Origin of the sequence: Streptomyces sp. NPDC102467 (assembly GCF_044765445.1) — a bacterium.
Lineage (GTDB): Bacteria > Actinomycetota > Actinomycetes > Streptomycetales > Streptomycetaceae > Streptomyces.
Genome location: NZ_JBIWKA010000017.1, coordinates 177,311 through 202,272, shown reverse-complemented (window position 1 = coordinate 202,272; position 24,962 = coordinate 177,311). Strand labels below are relative to the sequence as shown.

Annotated in this window: 20 protein-coding genes; 7 read left to right on the top strand and 13 right to left on the bottom strand. The window is 69.7% G+C overall.

The window, feature by feature from the left end:
- The first annotated feature begins 228 nt into the window (after positions 1–228).
- Positions 229–753, top strand: coding sequence for a universal stress protein (locus tag ACIREE_RS32560; protein ID WP_404160235.1), 525 nt, complete (start codon positions 229–231; stop codon positions 751–753).
- Positions 754–989: 236 nt separating this feature from the next.
- On the opposite strand, the gene glmS is transcribed toward ACIREE_RS32560, so the two are convergent.
- Positions 990–2,807: a glutamine--fructose-6-phosphate transaminase (isomerizing) gene (gene glmS, locus ACIREE_RS32555; protein ID WP_404160232.1), complete on the bottom strand. Its 1,818-nt coding sequence runs from the start codon at positions 2,805–2,807 to the stop codon at positions 990–992.
- Between the two features lie 53 nt (positions 2,808–2,860).
- Positions 2,861–3,118: a hypothetical protein gene (locus ACIREE_RS32550; protein ID WP_404160229.1), complete on the bottom strand. Its 258-nt coding sequence runs from the start codon at positions 3,116–3,118 to the stop codon at positions 2,861–2,863.
- 196 nt (positions 3,119–3,314) lie between these two features.
- Between ACIREE_RS32550 and ACIREE_RS32545 the strand changes: the two genes are divergently transcribed.
- Complete coding sequence (locus ACIREE_RS32545; RefSeq protein ID WP_404160226.1) at positions 3,315–4,922, top strand: purple acid phosphatase family protein; 1,608 nt, start codon at positions 3,315–3,317, stop codon at positions 4,920–4,922.
- 77 nt (positions 4,923–4,999) lie between these two features.
- Here the strand turns inward: ACIREE_RS32545 and ACIREE_RS32540 are convergent, their stop codons facing one another.
- A complete protein-coding gene (locus ACIREE_RS32540; protein ID WP_404160224.1) occupies positions 5,000–5,890 on the bottom strand; it encodes a DUF4429 domain-containing protein in 891 nt (296 codons plus the stop codon).
- 166 nt (positions 5,891–6,056) lie between these two features.
- Between ACIREE_RS32540 and ACIREE_RS32535 the strand changes: the two genes are divergently transcribed.
- Complete coding sequence (locus ACIREE_RS32535) at positions 6,057–7,676, top strand: beta-N-acetylhexosaminidase (protein ID WP_404160339.1); 1,620 nt, start codon at positions 6,057–6,059, stop codon at positions 7,674–7,676.
- A gap of 68 nt (positions 7,677–7,744) precedes the next feature.
- Here the strand turns inward: ACIREE_RS32535 and ACIREE_RS32530 are convergent, their stop codons facing one another.
- The 10 genes from ACIREE_RS32530 to ACIREE_RS32485 form a co-directional block, all read right to left on the bottom strand.
- A complete protein-coding gene (locus tag ACIREE_RS32530; protein ID WP_404160221.1) occupies positions 7,745–9,526 on the bottom strand; it encodes an IucA/IucC family protein in 1,782 nt (593 codons plus the stop codon).
- Complete coding sequence (locus ACIREE_RS32525) at positions 9,523–10,065, bottom strand: GNAT family N-acetyltransferase (RefSeq protein ID WP_404160219.1); 543 nt, start codon at positions 10,063–10,065, stop codon at positions 9,523–9,525. Before ACIREE_RS32525 ends, ACIREE_RS32530 begins: the two co-directional genes overlap by 4 nt.
- On the bottom strand, positions 10,062–11,342 hold the full coding sequence (locus tag ACIREE_RS32520; protein WP_404160216.1) for a lysine N(6)-hydroxylase/L-ornithine N(5)-oxygenase family protein: 1,281 nt from the start codon (positions 11,340–11,342) through the stop codon (positions 10,062–10,064). The genes ACIREE_RS32525 and ACIREE_RS32520 overlap by 4 nt, the downstream gene beginning before the upstream one ends.
- Entirely contained in the window at positions 11,326–12,768 is a 1,443-nt protein-coding gene (gene desA, locus ACIREE_RS32515; protein ID WP_404160213.1) for a lysine decarboxylase DesA, read from the bottom strand. The genes ACIREE_RS32520 and desA overlap by 17 nt, the downstream gene beginning before the upstream one ends.
- A 155-nt stretch (positions 12,769–12,923) precedes the next feature.
- A complete protein-coding gene (locus tag ACIREE_RS32510) occupies positions 12,924–13,814 on the bottom strand; it encodes a siderophore-interacting protein (protein ID WP_404160211.1) in 891 nt (296 codons plus the stop codon).
- 4 nt (positions 13,815–13,818) lie between these two features.
- A complete protein-coding gene (locus ACIREE_RS32505; RefSeq protein WP_404160208.1) occupies positions 13,819–14,865 on the bottom strand; it encodes an ABC transporter substrate-binding protein in 1,047 nt (348 codons plus the stop codon).
- 160 nt (positions 14,866–15,025) lie between these two features.
- Entirely contained in the window at positions 15,026–16,180 is a 1,155-nt protein-coding gene (locus ACIREE_RS32500) for an acyl-CoA dehydrogenase family protein (RefSeq protein ID WP_404160205.1), read from the bottom strand.
- A 7-nt stretch (positions 16,181–16,187) separates the two neighbouring features.
- A complete protein-coding gene (locus ACIREE_RS32495) occupies positions 16,188–17,129 on the bottom strand; it encodes a hydroxymethylglutaryl-CoA lyase (protein ID WP_404160203.1) in 942 nt (313 codons plus the stop codon).
- Entirely contained in the window at positions 17,126–19,150 is a 2,025-nt protein-coding gene (locus ACIREE_RS32490) for a biotin carboxylase N-terminal domain-containing protein (protein WP_404160200.1), read from the bottom strand. Before ACIREE_RS32490 ends, ACIREE_RS32495 begins: the two co-directional genes overlap by 4 nt.
- A gap of 50 nt (positions 19,151–19,200) precedes the next feature.
- Positions 19,201–20,823, bottom strand: a complete 1,623-nt coding sequence (locus ACIREE_RS32485) for a carboxyl transferase domain-containing protein (RefSeq protein ID WP_404160198.1) — start codon at positions 20,821–20,823, stop codon at positions 19,201–19,203.
- A gap of 157 nt (positions 20,824–20,980) precedes the next feature.
- Here ACIREE_RS32485 and ACIREE_RS32480 point away from each other — a divergent pair, with 157 nt between their 5' ends.
- The 4 genes from ACIREE_RS32480 to ACIREE_RS32465 all read left to right on the top strand — a co-directional run bounded on the left by ACIREE_RS32480 (position 20,981) and on the right by ACIREE_RS32465 (position 24,810).
- Positions 20,981–21,571, top strand: coding sequence for a TetR/AcrR family transcriptional regulator (locus tag ACIREE_RS32480; RefSeq protein ID WP_404160196.1), 591 nt, complete (start codon positions 20,981–20,983; stop codon positions 21,569–21,571).
- A 134-nt stretch (positions 21,572–21,705) separates the two neighbouring features.
- On the top strand, positions 21,706–22,863 hold the full coding sequence (locus tag ACIREE_RS32475) for an acyl-CoA dehydrogenase family protein (RefSeq protein ID WP_404160193.1): 1,158 nt from the start codon (positions 21,706–21,708) through the stop codon (positions 22,861–22,863).
- 49 nt (positions 22,864–22,912) lie between these two features.
- Positions 22,913–23,800 carry an acyl-CoA thioesterase gene (locus ACIREE_RS32470; protein ID WP_404160190.1) on the top strand — a complete coding sequence of 296 codons (888 nt, stop codon included), beginning with the start codon at positions 22,913–22,915 and terminating at the stop codon, positions 23,798–23,800.
- Positions 23,801–23,820: 20 nt separating this feature from the next.
- Positions 23,821–24,810 (top strand): cation diffusion facilitator family transporter, encoded by a 990-nt coding sequence (locus ACIREE_RS32465; protein ID WP_404160187.1) that lies wholly within the window; start codon positions 23,821–23,823, stop codon positions 24,808–24,810.
- Positions 24,811–24,962: the final 152 nt, after the last annotated feature.

The following is a 24,962-nucleotide window of genomic DNA, read 5'->3' as shown; positions in this document are numbered from 1 at the left end:
GCTCCCCTGAACGCTGCGGAGCAGGACCCCTCGGCATGCAGGGAGCAGGCCCGGCCGCAGGCCGGAGTCTGGGCAGAGGAGGAGTGTCGCCGTACCCTTGGGGGTATGGGGTTGGGAAGATGATTCCCGGACACAGCTCCGCCGAATCCGCCCTCGTCCCCTCACCCATCGTTCTTTCCTACGTCGTCCCCTCATACAGAGGCCCACGAGGTACACGCCGAGACACTCATGGCCGGTCACGAGATTCCCGAACCCGCGGACCGCAAGCGGCAGGTCGCCGATCCCATGGCGACCCCCCAGGCGGCGGAAGAAACACGTCACGCATGTGATCCCGCTTTCCGGCACGGCGTCGTCGTCGGATTCGACGGCTCGACGTCGAGCGAGCGGGCGCTCTCCTACGCGATCGGCATGGCCCACCGTTCGGGCTCAGGGCTGATCATCGTGCATGTGGCCAACCGGCTGCCGACCACCGTGTGGGCGGGCTGTGAACCCCCCGTGTTCGTGGACGTGCCGGACCACCGCACCGAGGTGCTCGGCCTCGAACTGGCCTGTGCGGACTACCTGTCAGAGGTGCCCTGGATCCTCGTCGAGCGTGGCGGCGACATCTGCCACGAGCTGGAGGAGGTCGGGCGGGAGTACTCCGCGGACGCCATCGTCGTGGGGTCGACCCACGGGCTCGTCGGGCGGATCTTCGGCTCGGTGGCGGGGCGGCTCGCCCGGCGGGCGCAGCGGCCCGTCATCGTCATTCCCTGACCGGTCTTTGGCCTTCAACTTGTGTACGCGCTGTGCCCGTTGAGGGTTCCGTGCGATTTTCCGGAAGAGTTGAATCTACCCGCGCGTAGAGGTGGTTTGTGCCCTTGTGAAGGGTACATACCGGTCGCTGGACACGGAGCCGGGGTAATGGGCGACCCCGGCCCTTCGGGAACGGGTCCCTTTGCGCTTGGTGGCGCGCAAAGGGACCCGTTCGTTCTCACCTGCGTACCGGCTGCCTACTCCACGGTCACGGACTTCGCCAGGTTGCGCGGCTTGTCGATGTCGCGGCCGAGGGCCAACGCGGTGTGGTAGGCGAGGAGTTGCAGCGGGATACCCATCAGGATCGGGTCAAGCTCGTCCTCGTTCTTCGGGACGAGAATCGTGTGGTCCGCCTTCTCCTGTTCCTGGTGGGCCACCGCAAGGATCCGGCCGGAGCGGGCCTTGATCTCCTCGAGCGCGGCGCGGTTCTTCTCCAGCAGGTCGTCGTCGGGGACGATCGCGACCGTGGGGAGCGCCGGCTCGATCAGGGCCAGCGGGCCGTGCTTCAGCTCGGACGCCGGGTAGGCCTCGGCGTGGATGTACGAGACCTCCTTGAGCTTCAGGGACGCCTCGCGGGCCACCGGGTAGCCCCGGACGCGGCCGATGAACATCATCGAGCGGGCGTCCGCGTACTCCTCGGCGACCTTCTTGATCTCCGCTTCCTGGTCGAGGATCGCGGTGATCTGGGCGGGCAGCTTGCGCAGGCCCTCGATGATGCGCTTGCCGTCGGCGACGGACAGGTCGCGGATGCGGCCGAGGTGCAGGGCGAGGAGCGCGAAGGCGACCGTGGTGTTGGTGAAGCACTTCGTCGAGACGACGCAGACCTCGGGGCCCGCGTGGACGTAGACGCCCGCGTCGGACTCGCGGGCGATCGCCGAGCCGACCACGTTCACGACGCCGAAGACCCGGGCGCCCTTGCGCTTCAGCTCCTGGACCGCGGCGAGGACGTCGTAGGTCTCGCCGGACTGCGACACGGCGATGTAGAGCGTGTCGGGGTCGACGACCGGGTTGCGGTAGCGGAACTCGGAGGCCGGCTCGGCGTCCGCGGGGATGCGGGCCAGCTCCTCGATCATCTGGGCGCCGATCAGGCCCGCGTGGTACGAGGTGCCGCAGCCGAGGATCTTCACGCGGCGCACGGAGCGCGCCTCGCGGGCGTCCAGGTTCAGGCCGCCCAGGTGCACCGTGGAGAACCGGTCGTCGATGCGGCCGCGCAGCACGCGGTCCACGGCGTCGGCCTGTTCGAAGATCTCCTTGTGCATGTACGTGTCGTGGCCGCCCATGTCGTAGGACGCGGCTTCCCACTCCACGGTCGTCGGGGACGCCGTCGTGCGCGTGCCCTCCGTCGTGTACGTGCGGAAGTCGTCGGCCTTGAGCGTGGCCATCTCGCCGTCGTCGAGGGTGACGATCTGGCGGGTGTGGGAGACGAGGGCGGCGATGTCCGAGGCGACGAACATCTCCTTGTCGCCGATGCCGAGGACGACCGGCGAGCCGTTGCGGGCCACCACGATGCGGTCGGGGAAGTCGGCGTGCAGGACCGCGATGCCGTACGTGCCCTCGACGAGGCGCAGCGCCTCGCGGACCTTGTCCTCCAGGTCCGCCTGCTGGGAGCGGGCGATGAGGTGGGTGAGGACCTCGGTGTCCGTCTCGGAGAGGAACTCGATGCCCTCGGCGGTCAGCTTCGCGCGCAGTTCGGCGGCGTTGTCGACGATGCCGTTGTGGACGACGGCGACCTTGTTGTCGCCCGACATGTGCGGGTGCGCGTTCTCGTCGGAGGGGGCGCCGTGCGTGGCCCAGCGGGTGTGGGCGATGCCGGTGGTGCCCTTGAAGCGGGCCGGGACCTTGGCCTCCAGGTCGCGCACCCGGCCCTTGGCCTTGACCATCTTCAGGCCGCCGGCCTTCGGGCTGGTGATCACGACACCCGCGGAGTCGTAGCCGCGGTACTCCAGACGCTGCAGCCCCTCAAGGAGGAGCGGCGCGACGTCACGCTTGCCGATGTAGCCGACAATTCCGCACATAAGTAAAGAGAGTCCCCTCTGGTGGTGGATCTGCCGGCCGGTGGATCTGCCGGTCAGCCGTAGACCATGCGGCGCAGCTGTCTGAGCGAGAGCTCGGGCGGCGCCACCGCCCGGTACCGCAGATCCGCCGTGATCTGTTCGAAGATCGTGGCGTTGGTGAGCCCCTGGCTCTGCAGCTCGCGGTGGCGACGGCGGACGTACTCCTCCGTCGACTCGTCGAAGTAGGCGAGCACGTCCTGAATCACCCGCAACGCCTCGCCCCTGTTCAGGGACGTGCTGCGTGTCAGGTGATCGACCAGTTCCTCGTGCACCCGGTTGATCCTGAGGGAATGCTGCCGCTTTCGCAAGAAATCTGCCCGATATCGGGCAGGATCAGAGGCGACTGGGTGGTGTTCGCGGTTCTTGGCACGAAAGTGGGTAAGCCTTGAAGCGTGCCATGCCGCTTGTTCGGGCGCCGTTCATCCGGCGTATCCGGGCGGGATGGGCGCCCCCAGCAACTTTCAAGCCATGGACATTCCACGTATGGGCGTACCCGACGAGCTGGCCGACCGGAGCCTGGCCGAGCAGCACGAATACCTGCGCAGCAAGTTCTCCCGGCGCACCATGATGCGGGGCGGTGCCGTCACGCTCGGCGCGGTCGCCGGCGGCGTCTTCGTGCCGCGGGCCGCGAGCGCCGCGACCCCGGCCACCGCCTCTTCAGTGTCCGCTGTGTCTGCCGCGACCGCGACGGTCACCCGGCACGTCGACGGCGCGCTCGTCGCCCCCTTCGGCCGGCACCTCTCGTACGGGAGCGACCCGCGGACCCAGATGACCGTGTCCTGGCAGGTGCCGGTCGCCGTGAAGAACCCGTTCATCCGCATCGGCGCGCACGCCGGCGACCTGTCGCGGAAGATCCAGGCCGAGGTCCGCGCGCTGTACACCCCGGCGGGCGTCGGTACGAGCGCCGACCACACGCAGTACTACGTACACGCCGAGCTGAGCCACCTCAAGCCCGGCAAGACGTACTACTACGGCGTCGGGCACCAGGGCTTCGACCCGGCGGAGCCGCGCTTCGCCGGCACGATCGGCACGTTCACCACGGCGCCCGCGCGCTCGCAGCCGTTCACCTTCACCGCCTTCGGCGACCAGGGCGTCAGCTACCACGCGCTCGCCAACGACAGCCTGATCCTCGCCCAGGGCCCCTCCTTCCACCTGCACGCCGGTGACATCGCGTACGCGGACCCGTCGGGCTCGGGGCAGACCACGGACACGTTCGACGCGCGGACCTGGGACCAGTTCCTCGCGCAGACCGAGACCGTCGCCAAGACCGTGCCGTGGATGGTCAGTTACGGCAACCACGACATGGAAGCCTGGTACGCGCCGCACGGCTACGGCAGCCAGGAGGCCCGCTTCGCGCCGCCGCGCAACGGCCCCGACCCGAAGAACCTGCCGGGCGTCTACGCGTTCGTGCACGGCAACACGGCCGTCATCTCGCTCGACGCCAACGACGTGTCCTGGGAGATCCCGGCCAACCTCGGCTTGTCCGGCGGCACCCAGACCAAGTGGTTCGAGGCGCAGCTGAAGAAGTTCCGGGCGCACGGCTCCGGGATCGACTTCGTCGTCGTCTTCTTCCACCACTGCGCGTACTGCACCGCCACCTCGCACGCCTCGGAGGGGGGCGTGCGCAAGGAGTGGGTACCGCTGTTCGAGAAGTACACCGTCGACCTGGTGATCAACGGGCACAACCACGTGTACGAGCGCTCGGACGTGCTCAAGGGCGAGAAGGTCACCAAGGAGCTGCCGATCGGCGGCACCGCGTACCCCGAGACCGACGGTGTCGTGTACGTGACGGCGGGCGCGGCGGGCAAGAGCCTGTACGCGTTCCCGGTGGCCGACACGTACGAGGGCCACGAGAAGGACATCGACCCGTTCCAGTCGTACGTCACCCAGGCCGACGGCAGCAAGAAGGCCGTGACGGTGGACTGGTCCCGGGTGCGCTATACGAACTACTCGTTCCTGCGGGTGGATGTGGAGCCGGCGTCGGTGGGGCGGACGGCCAAGCTGACGGTGCGCGGGATCGCGGAGACGGGTGAGGAGATCGACCGGTTCGTGGTGGCTCGGACCGTGCGTCGCTGACGGTCCGATGCGCGGGGCTCCGCCCCGGACCCCGCTCCTCGGTCGCCGGAGGGGCTTGATGGGGCGGGGCGTGATGACTACAGGCGTTTCAGGACCGCTTGTTTTGCCGCCGTGAACTCCTCTTCCGTCAGGACGCCAGCGCGGTGCAGTTCGCCGAGTTCCCGCAGGCGCCGCAGCAGCGCGTCGTGGTTGTCCTCGGCGGGGGCGGCCGGGGGCTCCGGCTCCGGGGCCGGGGTCTGCGGGAGCAGCTCCTTGGGGGCGGAGTGCGCGCCGGGGTGTGGCAGCCGGGCCTGGACGGCTGCCGCGACCAGCGCCATCAGCGGGTCCTTCTTGAAGCCCCACAGTTCGACCGCGTTGGGGTCGAACTTCGGCGGTGCCTTCGTCGGTGACGAGCGAACGGTGAAGCGGAGGCAGCCGTTCTCCAGGCCCACGGCCGGCTGCCACTCCACCGCGGTGATGTCGGCGAGGGCGAGCAGCCGCGTCCCGGCCGAGGCCTTGGCGTCCTCCGTCTTCCAGTTCCACTCGAGGCGGACGTGCTCCCCGTCGAAGCTCGCCGTGCCGTCCCCCGCGGAGACGGACAGCGGCACCGGGGGGCCCGGCAGCACGTACGCCGTGCAGGCCGCCGACGGGACCTGCTCCAGGAGCAGCGCGTTGCGGACCTCGTCCACGACGTACTCGGCGACCCCGTAGCGGTCCGACTCGACCGTCAGCTGGTACGGGTCCGCGCCCTCCGTCAGTTTGCCGCCGGTCGCCTGCAGCAGCGGGTCCGCGCCGTCACGAAGGCGCAGCCGCAGCCGCCCCGACTTCTTGCCCTGCTCGAAGGAGACTCCGGCCAACGCCCGCAGCGGTACGGTCAGTTCACCCAACGTCTTACGGAGCAGGCCGACGCCTTTGTCGCGCCCCGGCACCAGCCGCAGCGCCTCCCCGTCGAACGTCCATATGCCGTCGCGCTGGATGATTTCCGCCATGGGACGATTCTGGCATCCCGCCCCCGAGAAGTGGTCTACACCTTGACCGGTCGAGGGACGGGCGGTACGCATGGTGACCGATCGGTTGCTCAGCCCGCACAACGAACTCCGCCAACGACCTCCGTCGAAGGGACCGTTCGTGAGGAAGCAGAACAGATCGCAGAACATGCCGCAGCACAAGCCGCGTCCCAGGTCGGGGACGGCCCTGCTGGGCTCGCTGCTGCTCGTCGCCGCCGGAGCCGGGGCCCTGGGCGCCGTTCCCGCGGCCGCCTCCGCACCGGCCGCCGCCACGCCGCTCGGGCAGATCGTCCCCGCACCCGCGAAGGCGACAGCGGGCGGATCCGCGTACAAGATCACGGAGAAGACCCGCATCCGGGTCGACGACGGCTCCCGTGACGCGCGCCGCGTCGGCGACTACCTCGCCGGCGTGCTGCGCCCCTCCACCGGCTACAAGCTGCCCGTCACCGACGACCACGCCGGTTCCGGTGACGGTATCCGGCTCGAACTGAGCAAGAAGGACAAGGGGCTTGGCGCCGAGGGGTACCGGCTGACGAGCACCGGCCGGTCCGTCACCATCGTCGCGCGCGAGGCCGCCGGGCTCTTCCACGGTGTGCAGACGCTGCGCCAGCAGCTGCCCGCCACCGTGGAGGCGAGCAGCAGGCAGTCCGGGCCGTGGCTCGTCGCGGGCGGCACCATCGAGGACAGCCCGCGCTACGGCTACCGCAGCGCGATGCTCGACGTGTCGCGGCACTTCTTCACCGTCGAGCAAGTCAAGCGCTACATCGATGAGTTGGCGCTCTATAAGATCAACAAGCTGCATCTGCACCTGAGCGACGACCAGGGGTGGCGCATCGCCATCGACTCCTGGCCGAACCTCGCCACGTACGGCGGCTCCACGCAGGTCGGCGGCGGTGCGGGCGGGCACTACACCAAAGCCCAGTACAAGGACATCGTCCGGTACGCGGCCTCGCGCTACCTGGAGGTCGTGCCCGAGATCGACATGCCGAGCCACACGAACGCGGCCCTCGCCTCCTACGCCGACCTGAACTGCGACGGGGTCGCGCCGCCGCTCTACACCGGCACCGAGGTCGGCTTCAGTTCGCTGTGCGTCAACAAGGACATCACGTACGACTTCGTCGACGACGTGGTGCGCGAGCTGGCCGCCATCACGCCGGGCAAGTACCTGCACATCGGCGGTGACGAGGCGCACTCCACCAGCCAGGCGGATTACGTCACCTTCATGAACAAGGTGCAGCCGATCGTCGCCAAGTACGGGAAGACCGTGGTCGGTTGGCACCAGCTGACCGGCGCCACCCCGGCCAAGGGCGCGCTCGCACAGTACTGGGGAACGGAAGGGACCAGCGCCGCGGAGAAGGCGCAGGTCGCCGAGGCGGCGAAGAACGGGACCGGACTCGTCATCTCACCCGCCGACCGGACGTACCTCGACATGAAGTACACCAAGGACACGCCGCTCGGCCTGTCCTGGGCGGGCTACGTGGAAGTGCAGCGCTCCTACGACTGGGACCCGGGCAACTACCTTCCGGGAGCGCCCAGTTCGTCCGTACGGGGCGTCGAGGCGCCCCTGTGGTCGGAGACCCTGTCGACCTCCGCGAACATCGAGTACATGGCCTTCCCGCGGCTGCCCGGTGTCGCCGAACTCGGCTGGTCGCCCGCGGCCACGCACGACTGGGACACGTACAAGGTGCGGCTCGCCGCGCAGGCGCCCCGCTGGGACGCGCTCGGCATCGGCTACTACAAGTCGCCCCAAGTGCCCTGGACCAGCTGACGGTCGACGTGTGAAAGGGGCTCGGGAGGACCGTCTCCCGAGCCCCTTTCGGTCTCTGCCCGCCGCCGCTATCCGGCGATCGGGTTCTCCAGGTCGCCGACCAGTTGCAGCGCGCCCGACGGGTCCGCCAGGTCGACCATCTGCTCGTTGTTGCGCAGCTGGAGCCGGTTGAGGGCGGACAGCGCGAAGCTCGGGGCGAACATGTCGAACCGGTCGAACTTGTCGGCCAGGTGGGGCGCCGACTCCTGGTAGTCGCGCACGCAGTCGGCCACCGCCGCCCAGAACGTGGACTCGTCCAGGACGCCGTCCTCGACCAGGTTCGCCGCGAGGAAGCGGAAGAAGCAGTCGAAGACGTCCGTGAAGACCGACAGGAGCTTCATGTCGTCGGGGACCTGCGCCCGGATCCGGTCCACCTTCGGCGGCAGCACCGCGTCCGTGTCCATCACCGCGATCTCCTCGGCGATGTCCTTGAAGATCGTCCGCTGGACCACGCCGCGCTCGTCCAGGACCAGGATGACGTTCTCGCCGTGCGGCATGAACACCAGGTCATAGGCGTAGAAGCTGTGCAGGAGCGGCGTCAGGTACGCCTTCAGGTACGGCTTCAGCCACGCGCGCGGCGTCAGGCCGGAGCGCTCGATCAGGGCCCCGGCGAAGGAGCGCCCCGCGCGGTCCACGTGCAGCAGCGACGCCATCGTGGCCAGGCGCTCGCCCTCGCCGAGGGACGGCACCGGCGACTCGCGCCACAGGGCCGCCAGCATCTTGCGGTACGGCGAGTAGCGGTCGGTGGCCGCCTCGTACTCCAGGTGCCGGTAGCCGACGGCCGCGCACTCGCGGATGATCGTCAGGCCCGTGCCCTTCAGCACCTCGTCGTTCTCGATGAGCCCGGCCAGCCAGTCGTTGATCGCCGGCGTCGCCTCCATGTACGCCGCCGAGAGGCCGCGCATGAAGCCCATGTTGATGACCGAAAGGGCCGTCTTCACGTAGTGCTTCGACGGGGACGTCGAGTTGAAGAACGTACGGATCGACTGCTGCGCCAGGTACTCGTCGTCGCCCTCGCCCAGGCAGACCAGGTGCCGCTGGGCGACCTCGGCGGCGAAGGTGACGGACAGCTTGTTCCACCACTGCCACGGGTGGACCGGGATGAGCAGGTAGTCGGCCGGGTCGAGGCCCTGCTCGCGCAGCGTCGTGTCGAACCGGGCGACGGTCTCCCCGCCCAGTTCCGCGCGGAGCAGCGACTCGTAGTCGACGCCGACGCCCGCCGTGAAGGCCGCCCGCTCACGCGTCGCGGCCAGCCAGATCAGGCGTACGGGGCTCGCGGTCTCGGGCGCGTAAGAGAGGTACTCGTGGATGCCGAAGCCGAGCCGCCCGTTGTTCGCGACGAAGCACGGGTGGCCCTCGGTCATGCCCGTCTCGATGTCCTGGAAGGAACCGGTCGCGGCGAGCTCGGCGGACGTCACGTCGGGCTTGGTCAGCTTGAAGCAGGTGCCCGAGAGGGTGGAGGAGATCTCCTCCAGGTAGACCGGCAGGATCGCGTCGGTCAGCCCGAGGGCGCCCTTCAGCTCGGTGAAGAACTCCAGTGCGTTCAGCGGGAGTTCGGAGCCGTCGCGTTCCCGGACGATCGAGTCGGCGGCCACCTGCCAGTGGTCCAGGCGCAGTCGGCGGGCGCTGAACCGGTAGCGGGTGTTGCCGTCGTCGCTGCGGACGACGTACTGGCCGTCGTCACCCTCCAGGGGCTCGGGCGTGAGCAGCCGCTCGTGGCTGAACTCGGCGAGCGCCTTGCGGATGAGGAGGCGGTTCGCCTGCGCCCAGCGCTCGGGGGAGAGGTGGGAGACGGTGTCGGCGAGCGTCATGCCCGGCCCCCCTTCGCCCGTGCGGTCGCGGCTTCGAACTGGGCGCGCGTGCAGAAGCTGAGCAGCGCCTTCTTCTCCGGCTTGTCGATCTCCCGGTCCGGTACGAAACCGACGACCTCGTTGAGCGCGTGCACCGCCTTGTTGCTCACGTCGGGCTCGACGACGACCCTGCTGACCGCCGGGTCGGCGAACAGGTGCTCCATCACCGCGGTGATCACGGCGCGGGTGAAGCCGTGCTCGGGGGTGTCGGTGGGCGCGACGAGGAAGTGCATGCCGATGTCGCCCGGCTCGGGCTCGTACAGGCCGACGAGCTCGACGTACCGCGGGTCGTAGCGCTCCATCAGGAAGGCGGGCACGCCGTCCCGCTCGCCTATGAAGGCGTCGTGGTGCTCGGCGGCGGCGATCCCCATGTACTCGCGTTCCACGTCTGGGAGTTGGGCATCGCCCATGAGCCAGAACGCGGCCTTGGGGTGGGTGACCCAGCCATGGACGAGCTCGGCGTCCCGCAGGGGATCGAGGGTGCGTATTTCGAAGGTCATACGGCGAACTCCTGGAAGGCGATGGTCTTCTCGACGTGGTAGTACTCGGTGCCGAGCAGCTCGCCGATGATGTAACTGTTGCGGTAGGCGCCCATGCCCAGGTCGGGGCTGGTGATCGAGTGCGTGTGCACGCCCGCGTTCTGCAGGAAGATGCCGCGCCCGGTCGTGTCGATCGCGTAGTTGCGGGCGACGTCGAAGCGGCCCCGGCCGTCGAGCCGGATGCGGTCCTTGACCGGCTCCAGGAAGGCGGGTGCCTGGTACTTGTAGCCGGTGGCCAGGATCAGGCCCTCGGTCTGCACCTCGTACGCCTTGTCCTGCTCCTCCTGGTGCAGGCCGAGGGTGTACGTGCCGTTCTCGTAACTCGCGTTGCTGAGCGCCGAGTTGGTGAGCAGACGCGTCGGCACGGGACCGCCGAGCTTCTTCTGGTAGAGCAGGTCGAAGATAGCGTTGACGAGCTCCCCGTCGATGCCCTTGAACAGGCCCTTCTGCCGCTCTTCGAGCGAGTACCGGGTGCCTTCCGGCAGCGCGTGGAAGTAGTCGATGTAGTCCGGGGACGTCATCTCCAGCGTGAGCTTGGTGTACTCCAGCGGGAAGAAGCGGGGCGAGCGCGTGACCCAGTTGAGCTGGTAGCCGTGGACGTCGATCTCGCCGAGCAGGTCGTAGTAGATCTCGGCGGCGGACTGCCCGCTGCCGATCAGGGTGATCGACTTCTTCTGCTGGAGCTTCTGCTTGTGCTGCACGTAGCGGGAGTTGTGCAGGTAGTCGCCGCCCAGGCCCTGCACGGACTCGGGGATGTTCGGCGGGGTGCCGGTGCCGAGGACCAGGTGCGGGGCGCGGTAGGTGGTGCCGTCCTCGGTGGTGGCCGTGTAGAGGCCGTCGCCCTCGTCGTACGTCACCTCGGTGACGGTCGTGTTGAACCGGATCGAGGAGAGTTTCGCGGCGGCCCAGCGGCAGTAGTCGTTGTACTCGACGCGCAGCGGATAGAAGTTCTCGCGGATGTAGAACGAGTACAACCGCCCCGACTCTTTGAGGTAGTTGAGGAAGGAGTACGGGGAGGTCGGGTCGGCGAGGGTCACCAGGTCCGACATGAACGGGGTCTGCAGGTGGGCGCCTTCGAGGAACATGCCCGAGTGCCACTCGAAGTCCGGCTTGGACTCCAGGAAGACGCCGTTCAGCTCGGTTATCGGCTCGGTCAGGCAGGCGAGGCCGAGGTTGAACGGGCCGAGCCCGATCCCGATGAAATCGTGACGGTCACGGGACTCAGGAAGCGCGGTCAAGGGTGTCTCCCAGGTACTGCTCGGCGTGGCCGGCGATGAGGTCGAGGACGGCCGAGATGTCGTCGAGCGTCGTCTCGGGGTTGAGCAGGGTGAACTTCAGGTACTGGCGGTCGCCCACCTTGGTGCCCGCGACGACGGCGTCACCGGAGGCGAACAGGGCTTTGCGGGCGTGGAGGTTGGCGCGGTCGATCTCGGCCGGGTCGCTGACGTCCGGCGGGATGTAGCGGTAGACGAGCGTGGACAGGCTCGGCTCCACGACGACGTCGAAGCGCGGGTCGGCGGCGAGCAGCCGCCAGCCCTCGTGCGCCAGGTCGCAGACCTCGTCGAAGAGGTCGCCGATGCCGTCGGCGCCCATCACGCGCAGCGTCATCCACAGCTTGAGGGCGTCGAAGCGGCGCGTGGTCTGCAGGGACTTGTCGACCTGGTTGGGGATGCGCTCGGCGACGGTCCGGCGCGGGTTGAGGTACTCCGCGTGGTAGGTCGCGTGCCCGAGGGTGGCGCCGTCCCTGACCAGCACGGCGCTCGAACTCACCGGCTGGAAGAAGGACTTGTGGTAGTCGACGGTGACGGAGTCGGCCCGCTCGATGCCGTCGAGCCGGTCGCGGTTCTTCGTCGACACGAGCAGCCCGCAGCCGTACGCGGCGTCGACGTGCATCCACGTGTCGTACTGGGCGCACAGCTCGGCGATCTCCGGCAGCGGGTCGATGGACCCGAAGTCGGTGGTGCCGGAGGTGGCGACGACGGCCATGGGGACGAGGCCGTCGCGGCGGCAGCGCTCCAGCTCGTTGGCGAGCGCCACGGTCTGCATGCGCTTTTCCCTGTCGACCGGGATGGTGACGACCGCGTGCTCGTCCAGGCCGAGCAGCGTCGCGGACTTCTTGACGCTGAAGTGGCTGACCTCGGAGGCGAAGATACGCAGTTTCGCGAGCGACTCCGACTTGGCTTCCTGGCGGGCGAGGAGCAGCGCCTGGAGGTTGGACTGCGAGCCGCCGGAGGTGAACACGCCGTCGGCGGCGGGGCCGAGGCCGATCCGCGCGGTCGTCCAGTCGATGAGCTTGCGCTCGATGAGCGTGCCGCCCGCGGACTGGTCCCAGGTGTCGAGGGAGGAGTTGACCGCGGACAGGATGGCCTCGCCGAGCACGGCCGGGATGACGACCGGGCAGTTGAGGTGGGCGAGGTAGCGGGGGTGGTGGAAGTAGACGGCGTCGCGGAGGTAGACGTCCTCCAGCTCGTCGAGGACGGCGATGGTGTCGTGGAGCGGCTTGTCCAGGTCGACGGCGTCGATGGTGGGGGAGAGGGCGTCCGGGGTGACACCCGTGAACGGCCGTGCGGTGGTGGCGAGTTTGGCCGCCACCCGCTCGATTCCCTCGGTCACGGAACTGCGGTACAGCTCCGCGGTCGTGTCATTGAGCAGGTGCGAGCGCATGAACGGTTCCTCCGGGTGGGGATGAGGGTGTTCCCGGGTGGGGCAGGAAAAAGGGCGGGGTCGCGTACTCATTCTTAGGTTAGCCTAACCTAAGTTGAGCCCGCGACCCCGCCCCATGCATGTGACTGGATTGCCCTGAAGTGGCTGGATTGCCGTTACGTGGCGGCCGGTTGTGCCGCCGGCTGCGCCCGCAGCGCGTCCTCGCTCAGGCCGCGCCGCCAGTACCCGACGAACGTCACCGCCCGCTTGTCGTAGCCGCGCTCGCGCACGAGATGGCGCCGCAGCTCCTTCATGGTCCCGGACTCGCCCGCCAGCCAGGCGTACGGGCGTGCGGCGTCGGGCAGCGGGGTGTTCCGCAGGGCTTCGAGGGCCGAGGGGCCGTCCTCGTCGCGCACCAGCCACGTCACGGTGACATCGGCGAGCGTCACGATGGGCTGGATGTCGTCGCGGTGCGGGACTTCCAGCCACACGTGAGCCGACGCGTACGCCGGAAGCCAGGCGAGCACGCCGAGCGCCGCGGGCAGGGCCGTCTCGTCGCCCCACATGAGGATGTGGTCGAAGTCGTGCGGCGGTTGGCAGCGCACGGCCGCGTTGTCGGCGATCGCCGGGCCGAGCACGACGACCTGGTCACCGGGCGCGGCGGCCTCCGCCCAGCGGCAGGCGGGTCCGGCCGCGGCCGGGTCGTCGTTGTGCAGGACGAAGTCGATGGAGACTTCCTCGACGGTCCCGCCCGGCCCGCGGCGCTGACCGCTCAGCGTGTACGAGCGCATGATCGCGCGCTCGTGGTCCGGGATCGCCCGGTACGCGGCGTGCCAGGCGCGGCCGTCGTCGCCCGGCTCGGCGGGCGGCAGGACGGGGGCGTCCTGGCCGGGGTGCGGCAGGAAGAGGGAGAGGGACTGGTCGCGGCCGCCGCCGTTGAAGGCGGCGAGCTCGTCTCCCGTGAAGATGACCCGGAGCAGTGACGGGCCGAGCCGCCGAGTGCGGACCACTCGCAGATCGAAGAATCGGAAAGGGGTTACAGCGGGGGCTTCGACCGTCACAGTCATGGGATCAGGACACCTTCTTCGCCGTCTCGATGGCCTTGGCCAGGTTCTCCAGGAGCGGGGCGCACTTGTCGTAGGACAGGATCGGCTCGGGGGAGCGCGGGATGACCTGGCCGGCCTTGACAGCGGGCAGCTGCTTCCAGGTCGGCTCGTCGATGTCGGCCGGCTGAATGGTCTGGCTGCGGTCGTCCATCATGATGATGTCGGCCTTGTGCTTGTCGACGTTCTCCCAGCTCAGGTTCTCGAACCAGCCGCCGGACGACTTCTTCGCGGCCTCCGTGGGCTCGACGAAGTTCACGCCGAGCGCCTTGAAGTACTCCAGGTCGATGGAGAGGTTCGTGCCGGAGACGTAGAAGATGTCCTGGCTCGCGCTGCCCGCCAGGACCTTGATGTCCGGGTGGGCCTTGGCGGCCTTGCGCAGCCGGGCGGCGGCGTCCTCGAAGCGCTTCTTCGCCGTGACGACCTTGTCGGCCTTCAGGTCGGCGCCGAGCGAGGCGGCCAGCGCGTACATCCGCTCAAGGGGCTGGGTCAGCTGGCGGTCGAAGACCGAGATCGCGACGCTCGGGGCGAGCTTCGCGATCTTGTCCTTGGACTCCTCGGGGACCGACCACAGGGTGCCCGCGTCGTCGAACGTCGTGGTGATCAGCACGTCGGGCGCGAGGCCCGCGTACTTCTCGATGTTGAACTGGCCCCAGGCGTTGCCGAGGACCGTGACCTTGGACACGTCCATGTCGCCGGCCTGGACGTCCGGCTTGCCGCCCTTGGTCGTCGTCGGCCCGAAGACCGCCTTGACCTGGACGCCGTAGTCCCAGAGGGCGGCGCCGACGCCGGTGAACGCCGCGATGTTCGCCGGGACCTTGTCCAGCTTCACCGTGGTGCCGCGGTCGTCCTTGAACGACCAGGGGCCGGACTTGCCCTTCGTCGTGGAGCCCGCGTCACTGTCTTTGGAACCGTCGTCGTTGCCGCACGCGGCGAGCGCGACACCGAGGCCGAGGGCGCCTCCGATGGCGAGTACGCCGCGGCGGGTGGGGCGGGACAGCTGGGCGATGGGCATGACGAGCTGCTTTCGGACGTGCCGGACCGGCGCTGGCTGGTTCTTGGAACTGAGGGAAGGTTAACCTAAGTTCCTGGCATGTCCAGGGGGCGGGGGATGTTGTGCTGCACGCCACGGGGCTCCGCCCCGGACCCCGCTGCTCAAACGCCGCAGGGGCTATCTAGGGAGTCAGGCCCAGTTCCCTTGCGATCAGCATCCGCTGCACCTCGCTCGTACCCTCCCCGATCTCCAGGATCTTGGAGTCCCGCCACATCCGGGCCACGGGGTACTCGTTCATGAAGCCGTATCCGCCGTGGATCTGCGTCGCCTCCCGCGCGTTGTCCACGGCCACCGTCGAGGAGTAGAGCTTCGCGATCGCCGCCTCCTTCTTGAACGGCTCCCCGGCGACCAGGCGCGAGGCCGCGTCGTACCAGCCGACGCGGGCCATGTGCGCCCGCATCTCCATATCGGCGATCTTGAACTGGATGGCCTGGTTCGACCCGATCGGCTTCCCGAAGGCGTGCCGCTCCCCGGCGTACTTCAGGGACTCGTCCACACAGCCCTGGGCGAGCCCGGTGGCGAGCGCGGAGATCGCGACGCGGCCCTCGTCGAGGATGCGCAGGAACTGTGCGTACCCCCGGCCCTCCTCGCCGAGGAGGTTCGCAGCCGGGACGCGGACATCGGAGAACGACAGCTCACGCGTGTCCGACGCGTTCCACCCGACCTTCGAGTACGGCGCCGCGACCGTGAAGCCCGGTGTCCCCGACGGCACGATGATCGCGGAGATCAGCGGCCGGCCGTCCGGCTTGCGCCCGGTGACGGCGGTGACCGTGACCAGGCCCGTGATGTCCGTACCGGAGTTGGTGATGAAGCACTTCGATCCGTTGATCACCCAGTCGTCGCCGTCCCGGACGGCCGTCGTCCGGGTGCCGCCCGCGTCCGAACCGCCGTCCGGCTCGGTGAGCCCGAACGCGCCGAGGACCTCGCCCGAGCACAGCTTCGGCAGCCACTGCCGCTTCTGCTCCTCGGTGCCGAACAGGTGCAGCGGCATGGCGCCCAGCGAGACACCCGCCTCCAGCGTGATCGCCACGGACGAGTCGACGCGGGCCAGCTCCTCCAGGGCGATGCCGAGCGCGAAGTAGTCGCCGCCCATCCCGCCGTACTCCTCGGGGAAGGGCAGACCGAACAGGCCCATGCGGCCCATCTCACGGACGATCTCGTACGGGAACTCGTGCCGCTCGTAGAAGTCGCCGATCTTCGGGGCGACGACATCGTGGGCGAACGCCTCGACCGTGCGGCGGAGTTCCTCGAGTTCGGGGCTCAGACGGTGGTCCATCGTGTACTCACTGCTCCTGGTGCGTCAGGGCGCGGACGGTGCGGGAAGGGCTGGGTCGGCCCAACCGGTCGGCCATCCACGCGCTGGTGGCGCTGAGACGGCCGAGATCGACCCCGGTCTCGATGCCGAGTCCTTCGAGCATCCAGACGAGGTCTTCGGTGGCGAGATTGCCGGTGGCGCTCTTCGCGTACGGGCAGCCGCCGAGGCCGCCCGCGGACGCGTCCACCGTCGTCACGCCGTGCTGCAGCGCCGCCAGGGTGTTGGCGAGCGCCTGTCCGTAGGTGTCGTGGAAGTGCACGCCGACGACGTCCGTCGGCACGCCCGCCCTGTTCAGCTCCGCGAGCAGCTTCTGTACGTGGCCGGGCGTGGCCACGCCGATCGTGTCGCCGAGGCTCAGCTCGTCGCAGCCCATGTCCATGAGGGCTCTGGCCGCCGAGACGACCTGGGGGACCGGGACCGCGCCCTCCCAGGGGTCGCCGAAGCACATCGAGAGGTAGCCGCGCACGTGCGCGCCGCTCTCCTTGGCACGGGCCACGACCGGCTCGAACAGGGCGAGCGATTCGGCCACCGTCCGGTTCAGATTGGCCTTCGCGAAGGACTCGGTCGCGCTGGCGAACACGGCGATGCGGCTCGCGCCGAGCGAGAGGGCTCTGGTCAGGCCCCGCTCGTTCGGTACGAGGACGGGGAGGTGGACCCCGTCGAGGTCCTGGAGAGCGGGGAACAGGGCCTCCGCGTCCGCCAGTTGGGGCACCCACTTGGGGTGGACGAAGCTGGTGGCCTCGATCGTGGTGAGGCCGGCTTCGGCGAGGCGGTGGATGAACTCCGCCTTCACCTCCGTGGGGACCGTGGATTTCTCGTTCTGGAGGCCGTCTCTTGCGCCCACCTCGTGGATGCGGATCTTTTTTGGCAGGTTCTGGGCGGGGGCCACCATGGGGAGGGAGGGGGTCATGACGTCGCCTCCTCGCCGTTGATGGTTCGGTTCGTTGGCGAGTGCGATGGCGTCGTGGCTGGTCGCGCCGTTCCCCGCGCCCCTGGCGGGGCGCTCTCTTGCTCGGCGTCTGAGGGCTCGACCACCGCCAGCACCTGGTCCATCGCCACCGTCGCGCCCGGGGCGACGTCCAGCTCCGTCACCACGCCCGCGTGCGGGGACGCGATGACGTGCTCCATCTTCATGGCCTCCACGACCAACAGGCTCTGCCCGGCCGCCACTTCGTCGCCGACCGCCACCTTCACCACCGTCACCGTGCCGGGCATCGGTGCGGTCAGTGAGCCCGCGCCGCCGGCCGCGGCGCCGGTCAGGCTCGCCGCCACCGGGTCGTGGTCCTGCACGTGCCAGGCGTCCCCGTCGCGGCCCAGCCAGTCGCCGGCGACGGCCGTGAGCCGGGCGGGTTCGGTCGGGGCGCCGTCGACCAGGATCTCGGCGCCGCGCACCCGTACCTCGACCGGATCGTGGCCCGGCACCTTCACGTGGTGCACGGTCCAGGCGGGTTCGCCGCCGAGCCGCCAGCCGTCGGGGCGCGCGAACGGGTCCGTCCAGGCCCCGGCCGGGGACGGCGCGAGCCGCTCCTGGCGCAGCGCGCCCGCCGCCGCGTACACGGCCGCCGGGACCTCGGAGTCGACGAGGCCGTCCATCGCGCGCTCCACGAGCCCGGTGTCGAACTCGCCCGCCACGACGTCCGGATGGGCCAGCAGGCGGCGCAGGAACCCCGCGTTCGTCGGCACGCCCAGCGTCACCGTCCGGGCCAGCGCGGCCCGCAGCCTGCGCAGCGCCGTGGCCCGGTCGGGGCCGTACGCGATGACCTTCGCCAGCATCGGGTCGTAGAGGGAGGAGACCTCCGTGCCCTCGCTGAGCCCCGAGTCGGTGCGTACCCCGTCGCCGCTCGGCTCGCTCAGCGCGAGGATCGTGCCGCCGGAGGGGAGGAAGCCGCGAGACCCCTCTTTGACGGACACGGTCTCGGCGCACAGGCGGGCCTCCACCGCGTGCCCGGTGAGCGTGATGTCGTCCTGGGCGAAGGGGAGCCGCTCGCCCGCCGCGACCCGGACCTGCCACTCCACCAGGTCGAGGCCGGTGATCAGCTCGGTCACCGGGTGCTCGACCTGGAGGCGCGTGTTCATCTCCATGAAGCAGTACGCGGACGGGTCGCCGCCCGGCACGATGAACTCCACCGTGCCCGCGCCCCGGTAGCCGCAACTGCGCGCCGCCTCCACGGCCGCTGCGCCCATCGCCGCGCGCGTCGCCTCGTCGAGCAGGACGCTGGGCGCCTCCTCGACGATCTTCTGGTGGCGGCGCTGCAGGGAGCATTCGCGCTCGCCCAGGTGCACCACGTTCCCGTGGGCGTCCGCCAAAATCTGGATCTCGATGTGCCGGGGCCGGTCGATCCACCGCTCGACGAGGAGCGTGTCGTCGCCGAAGGAGGCGCGTGCCTCGCGGCGTGCGGCCGCGATCTCGTCATCGAGGGTGCTCAGGTCGCGGACCAGGCGCATGCCCTTGCCGCCGCCGCCCGCCGACGGCTTGAGCAGAACGGGGGCGCCCAACTCCCGGGCAGCGTCGGCCAGTTCGGGGTCGCGGCCGCCCGGTACCACCGGTACGCCTGCCGCCGCCACCGTCTCCTTGGCGCGGATCTTGTCGCCCATCAGGGCGATGGCGTCGGCGGCCGGGCCGATGAAGACGAGGCCCGCCTCCTCGCAGGCCCGCGCGAACCCCGCGTTCTCCGCCAGGAAGCCGTACCCCGGGTGCACCGCCTGCGCGCCCGTCCTGGTCGCCGCCTCGATCAGGCGCTCCGCGGACAGATAGCTCTCGGCGGCCGGGGGCGGCCCGATGCGCACCGCCTCGTCGGCCTCGCGCACATGCCGAGCGTCCGCGTCCGCGTCGCTGTAGACGGCCACCGAGCGGATGCCGAGCTCGCGCAGCGTACGGATGACGCGGACGGCGATCTCGCCGCGATTGGCCACAAGTACCGTCTCGAACAACGTCGTGCTCCTGGTCATCGTGGTCGTAGACGTCACAGTCGTCACAGCCATCACATCCGGAAGACGCCGAAGCCACCGGACTTCTCCGGCAGCGGCGCGTTGGCACAGGCGGTCAGGGCGAGGCCCAGGACCTGACGGGTCTCCATCGGGTCGATCACCCCGTCGTCCCAGAGGCGGGCCGTCGCGTAGTAGGCGTTGCCCTGGGTCTCGTACTGGGTGCGGATCGGCGCCTTGAACGACTCCTCGTCGTCGGCCGCCCAGGACTCGCCGCGCGCCTCCAACTGGTCGCGCTTGACGGTCGCGAGGACGGACGCGGCCTGCTCGCCGCCCATCACGGAGATCTTGGCGCCGGGCCACATCCAAAGGAAGCGCGGCGAATAGGCGCGGCCGCACATCGAGTAGTTGCCCGCCCCGTACGAGCCCCCGATGACGACGGTCAGCTTCGGCACGCGCGTGCAGGCCACCGCCGTGACCATCTTGGCGCCGTGCTTGGCGATCCCGCCCGCCTCGTAGTCCCGGCCCACCATGAAACCCGAGATGTTCTGCAGGAACAGCAGCGGGATACCGCGCTGGTCGCACAGCTCGATGAAGTGGGCGCCCTTCTGGGCGGACTCGGCGAACAGGATGCCGTTGTTCGCGACGATGCCGACCTGATGCCCGTGGATCCGCGCGAACCCCGTGACCAGCGTCTGCCCGAACTCGGACTTGAACTCGGCGAACTGCGAGCCGTCCACGACCCGCGCGATGACTTCCCGTACGTCGTAGGGGGTCCGCGAGTCGACCGGCACCGCGCCGTACAGACCCGCGGGGTCGACCTTCGGCTCCACGGCCGCCTTCACCGACCACGGCAGCGGTCCGCGCTCCGGCAGCGTGGACACGATGGTCCGCACGATGCGCAGGGCGTGCGCGTCGTCCTCCGCGAGGTGGTCCGTGACGCCGGAGACGCGGGAGTGCACCTCGCCGCCGCCCAGCTCCTCGGCGGTCACCACCTCACCGGTGGCCGCCTTCACCAGCGGCGGGCCGCCCAGGAAGATCGTGCCCTGATTGCGCACGATCACGGCCTCGTCGCTCATCGCCGGGACGTACGCGCCGCCCGCCGTGCACGAGCCGAGCACCGCCGCGATCTGCGGGATGCCCGCGCCCGACATGCGCGCCTGGTTGTAGAAGATCCGGCCGAAGTGCTCGCGGTCCGGGAACACCTCGTCCTGCATCGGCAGGAACGCACCGCCGGAGTCCACCAAGTAGACGCACGGCAGCCGGTTCTCCAGGGCCACCTCCTGTGCGCGCAGGTGCTTCTTCACCGTCATCGGGTAGTACGTGCCGCCCTTGACCGTCGCGTCGTTCGCGACGATCACGCACTCGTGGCCCGCGACCCGGCCGATCCCGGCGATCACCCCCGCGGCCGGCGCCTGCCCCTCGTACATGCCGTCCGCCGCCAGCGGTGCCAGCTCCAGGAAGGGGGAGCCCGGGTCGAGGAGCGTGTCCACGCGGTCGCGCGGCAGCAGCTTGCCGCGCGCGGTGTGCCGCGCGCGGGCCTTCTCGCCGCCGCCGAGCCGTGCCGCGGCGAGCTTTCCGCGCAGCTCCTCGCCGAGCGCGCGGTGGGCCGCCTCATTGGCCCGCCAGGCCTCCGACGCGGGGTCTGCCGCGCTCGTCAGCTCCGGTGCCTCGTGCATCCTGCGGTCTCCTCACCCAGTCCTGAGCGTCAACCGACGTTTCCGAGTCCACTGACGTCCGGGCTCACTGACGTTTCCGAGTCCACTGACGTTAATGAGCGTTAACGTATTGCGGTTAGGTTAACGGTCGCTAACCTCCCTGTCTAGAATTGGTTCCATGGCCACCAGAACCGACGCCCCCACCCGTCGTGAGCAGATCCTGAGAGAAGCCGCGCGGCTCTTCGCCGAGCGCGGGTTCCACGGTGTCGGAGTCGATGAGATAGGCGCCGCGGTCGGCATCAGCGGCCCCGGTCTGTACCGGCACTTCGCGGGCAAGGACGCGATGCTCGCCGAACTGCTCGTCGGGATCAGCGGGCAGCTGCTGACCGGCGGGAAGCGGCGGATCGCGGAGGCGCAGGACGGGCCCGAGGTGCTGCTCGACTCGCTGATCGAGGGGCACATCGACTTCGCGCTCGACGACCGCGACCTGATCACGCTGCACGACCGGGAGCTGGACCGGCTGCGTGACAGCGACCGCAAGCTGGTGCGGCAGTTGCAGCGCCAGTACGTGGAGCTGTGGGTGGAGTCCGTGACGAAGGTCTATCCCGAGCTCGCGGAGCCGCACGCGCGCGTGGCCGTGCACGCCGTCTTCGGCCTGCTGAACTCGACGCCGCACCTGAGCCGCCCCGGCTCCCTGCCCGGCCGGGCGGCGACCTCCGGGATGCTGCACAAGCTGGCGCGGGGGGCGTTCGCGGCAGCCGCCTCATAGTGCGTCCCACAGCGCGTCCCCCGAGTGACGTGCATCTCTGGACGCTCTCGTAACTGGCGGGTAACGTGACTCTGAGCAAGCGCTTAGTCGTTTGATCGTAGTCCGCAGACTCGTTTGTAGAGGGAGAGTTCTCCGTGCGCCGTACCGTTTTCAATGAGGACCACGAGGCGTTCCGGGAGACCCTGCGCGCCTTCATCGAGGCCGAGGTCGTCCCGCACTACGACGAGTGGTTCCAGCAGGGCATCGTGCCGCGCGAGCTGTACGCCAAGATGGCGGAGCTCGGCCTGTTCGGCATCAACGTGCCCGAGGACTACGACGGCGCCGGCCTGGACACCCACAAGTTCGAGGCCATCCAGTACGAGGAGACCGCCCGCGCCGGTGTCTCCTTCGGCGGCTCCGGTGTGCACGTGCTGCTCGCCCTGCCGTACATCAAGATGCTCGCCACCGACGAGCAGAAGAAGCGCTACCTGCCGAACTTCGTCTCCGGCGAGGAGATGTGGGCCCTGGCGATGACCGAGCCGGGCACCGGCTCCGACGTCGCGGGCATGAAGACCACCGCCAAGCTCTCCGACGACGGCACGCACTACGTGCTCAACGGCTCCAAGACGTTCATCACCGGCGGCGTGCACGCCGACCGCGTCATCGTCTGCGCCCGCACCTCCGCGCCGAGCGCCGAGGACCGCCGCTTCGGCATCTCCCTCTTCGCCGTCGACACCAAGTCCGACGGCTACTCCATCGGCCGCAAGCTCGACAAGCTCGGCCTGCGCACGTCCGACACCGCCGAGCTGGCGTTCGTCGACGTGAAGGTGCCCGTCGAGGACCTGCTCGGCGAGGAGAACAAGGGCTTCGGCTACCTCGGCACGAACCTCGCATCCGAGCGCTGGGGCATCGCCTACGGCGCGTACGCGCAGGCCAAGGCCGCCGTCCGGTTCGCCAAGGAGTACGTCCAGGAGCGCGCCGTCTTCGGCAAGCCCGTCGCGTCCTTCCAGAACACCAAGTTCGAGCTGGCCGCCTGCCAGGCCGAGGTGGACGCCGCCGAGGCCGTCGCCGACCGTGCCCTGGAGGCCCTCGACGCCGGTGAGCTGACGGCCGCCGAGGCCGCGTCCGCGAAGCTGTTCTGCACCGAGGTCGCCCACCGCGTCATCGACCGCTGCCTCCAGCTGCACGGCGGCTACGGCTTCATGAACGAGTACCCGATCGCCCGCCTCTACGCGGACAACCGGGTCAACCGCATCTACGGCGGCACCAGCGAGGTCATGAAGATGATCATCGCGAAGAACATGGGCCTGTAAACCGGCCGACCCGCACACCGAGTACGACTGGCTGAGTACAACTACCGGTATGAATCAGGCACTTGAGTCCCTGCTCGATCTGCTCGACCTGGAGCGGATCGAGCAGGACGTCTTCCGTGGCCAGTCCCGGTCCGCCGTGGTCCCGCGCGTCTTCGGCGGACAGGTGGCCGCACAGGCCCTCGTCGCCGCCGGGCGCACGGTCCCGGCGGACCGGTTCGCCCACTCCCTGCACGCGTACTTCCTCGTCGCGGGGGACCCGGGCGCGCCCATCGTCTACACCGTCGACCGGATCCGCGACGGCCGCTCCTTCACCACACGCCGCGTCGTCGCCATCCAGCACGGACAGCCGATCTTCCACCTCTCCGCGTCCTTCCAGACGTACGAGGACGGGCTCGACCACCAGGCCACGATGCCGGCCGCGCCCGACCCGGAGACCCTGCCGACCGCGGCCGAGATGCTGCCGCGCTACGCCGACGCGTTCGTCGACCCCGGTGTCGTCGACCGTCTCCTGGAGGCACGCGAGGCCGTCGACCTGCGGTACGTGGACGCGCCGCCGTTCGCCTTCGTGGGCGAGCCGCAGCCGCCGCGCTCCCAGGTCTGGTTCCGCACCAACGGCAAACTCGACGGATCCACCGACGGCGCCGAACACCTGCTGCACGTCTGCCTGGCCACCTACGTCTCCGACATGACCCTCCTCGACTCCGTGCTGCTCGCGCACGGGCGCGGCGGCTGGGCCGTCGGCGACGTGGTGGGCGCGTCCCTCGACCACGCGATGTGGTTCCACCGGCCGTTCCGCGCCGATGAATGGCTGCTGTACGACCAGGAGTCGCCGTCCGCGTCCGGCGGCCGCGGGCTCGGCCAGGCCCGCATCTACACCCGGGACGGACAGCTCGCGATCACCGTCATCCAGGAAGGCGTCGTTCGCGTTCCGCGCTGATCGGACATAGCGTCCCGTACATGGATGCACGGGATGAGGGTGCGGGCGCGGAGAACGAGGAAGCGACCGGCGGGGAGAGCGTCTTCACCGTGATCGTCGCCGCTGCGGCGAACCTGGGGATCGCACTAGCCAAAGCGGTCGCCGGCGTCATCAGCGGCTCCAGCGCGATGCTCTCCGAGGCGGCGCACTCGTTCGCCGACACCGTCACCGAACTGCTGCTCCTCACCGCCCTGAAGCGCAGCGAGAAGCCCGCCGACGAGGAGCATCCGCTCGGATACGGCGGCGAACGCTACGTATGGGCGCTGCTCGCCGCCGTCGCCACGTTCGTCGGCGGCGCCGTCTTCTCCCTGTACGACGGCATCCACACCCTGGTCGCCGGTGAGGACCTGGGCAACCCCCTGGTGTCGTACATCGTCCTCGCGGTCGCCTTCCTCCTGGAGGGGTTCTCGCTGCGCACCGCGGTCAAGCAGGCGCGGGGCGAGGCCGCCCGCTTCCGGACGCCTTTCCGTACGTATCTGAGGTACACGCCCGACACCGCCGTGAAAGCCGTCGTCCTGGAGGACAGCGCCGCGCTCGCCGGTCTCCTGCTCGCCGCGGGCGGGCTGCTCGGCGGGCAGCTCACCGGGTCGGGGGTGTGGGACGGGATCGCTTCGCTGTGCATCGGCGTGCTGCTGCTCTGGGTCGCGTGGGTGCTGGGCCGCTCCAACGCGCAGCTGCTCGTGGGGCGGCCGTTGCCCAAGCCCATCCGGGCGGAGATCAGGTCGATCCTGCTGGAAGGTGAGCACGTCGAGGCCGTGCTCGAACTGACCACGCTGGTCCAGGGACCCCGAGAGGCGCTCGTCGCGGCCAAGGTGGACTTCCGGGACGCGTCCACCGCCGCGCAGATCGAGTGGGCCTGCGAGGACGCGGCGCGGCGGTTGCAGGAGCGGTTCCCCGCGGTGCGCAGGGTGTACCTGGACCCCACGCCCGGGTTCGCCCAGCGCCGCGAGGAGGGGTTGAGCCCGTGGTAGGCGCCGCCTCGCCGTAGGTGCCTGTCGTGCGTTCGCGACCGCGGCCCGGTGGGGCTTCTCGCGCAGTTCCCCGCGCCCCTGGAGCATGCGGCTTCGCCGCAGCCCCATGAACTGGCGCACGCAGCGCGCATTTCAGGGGCGCGGGGCTGTAT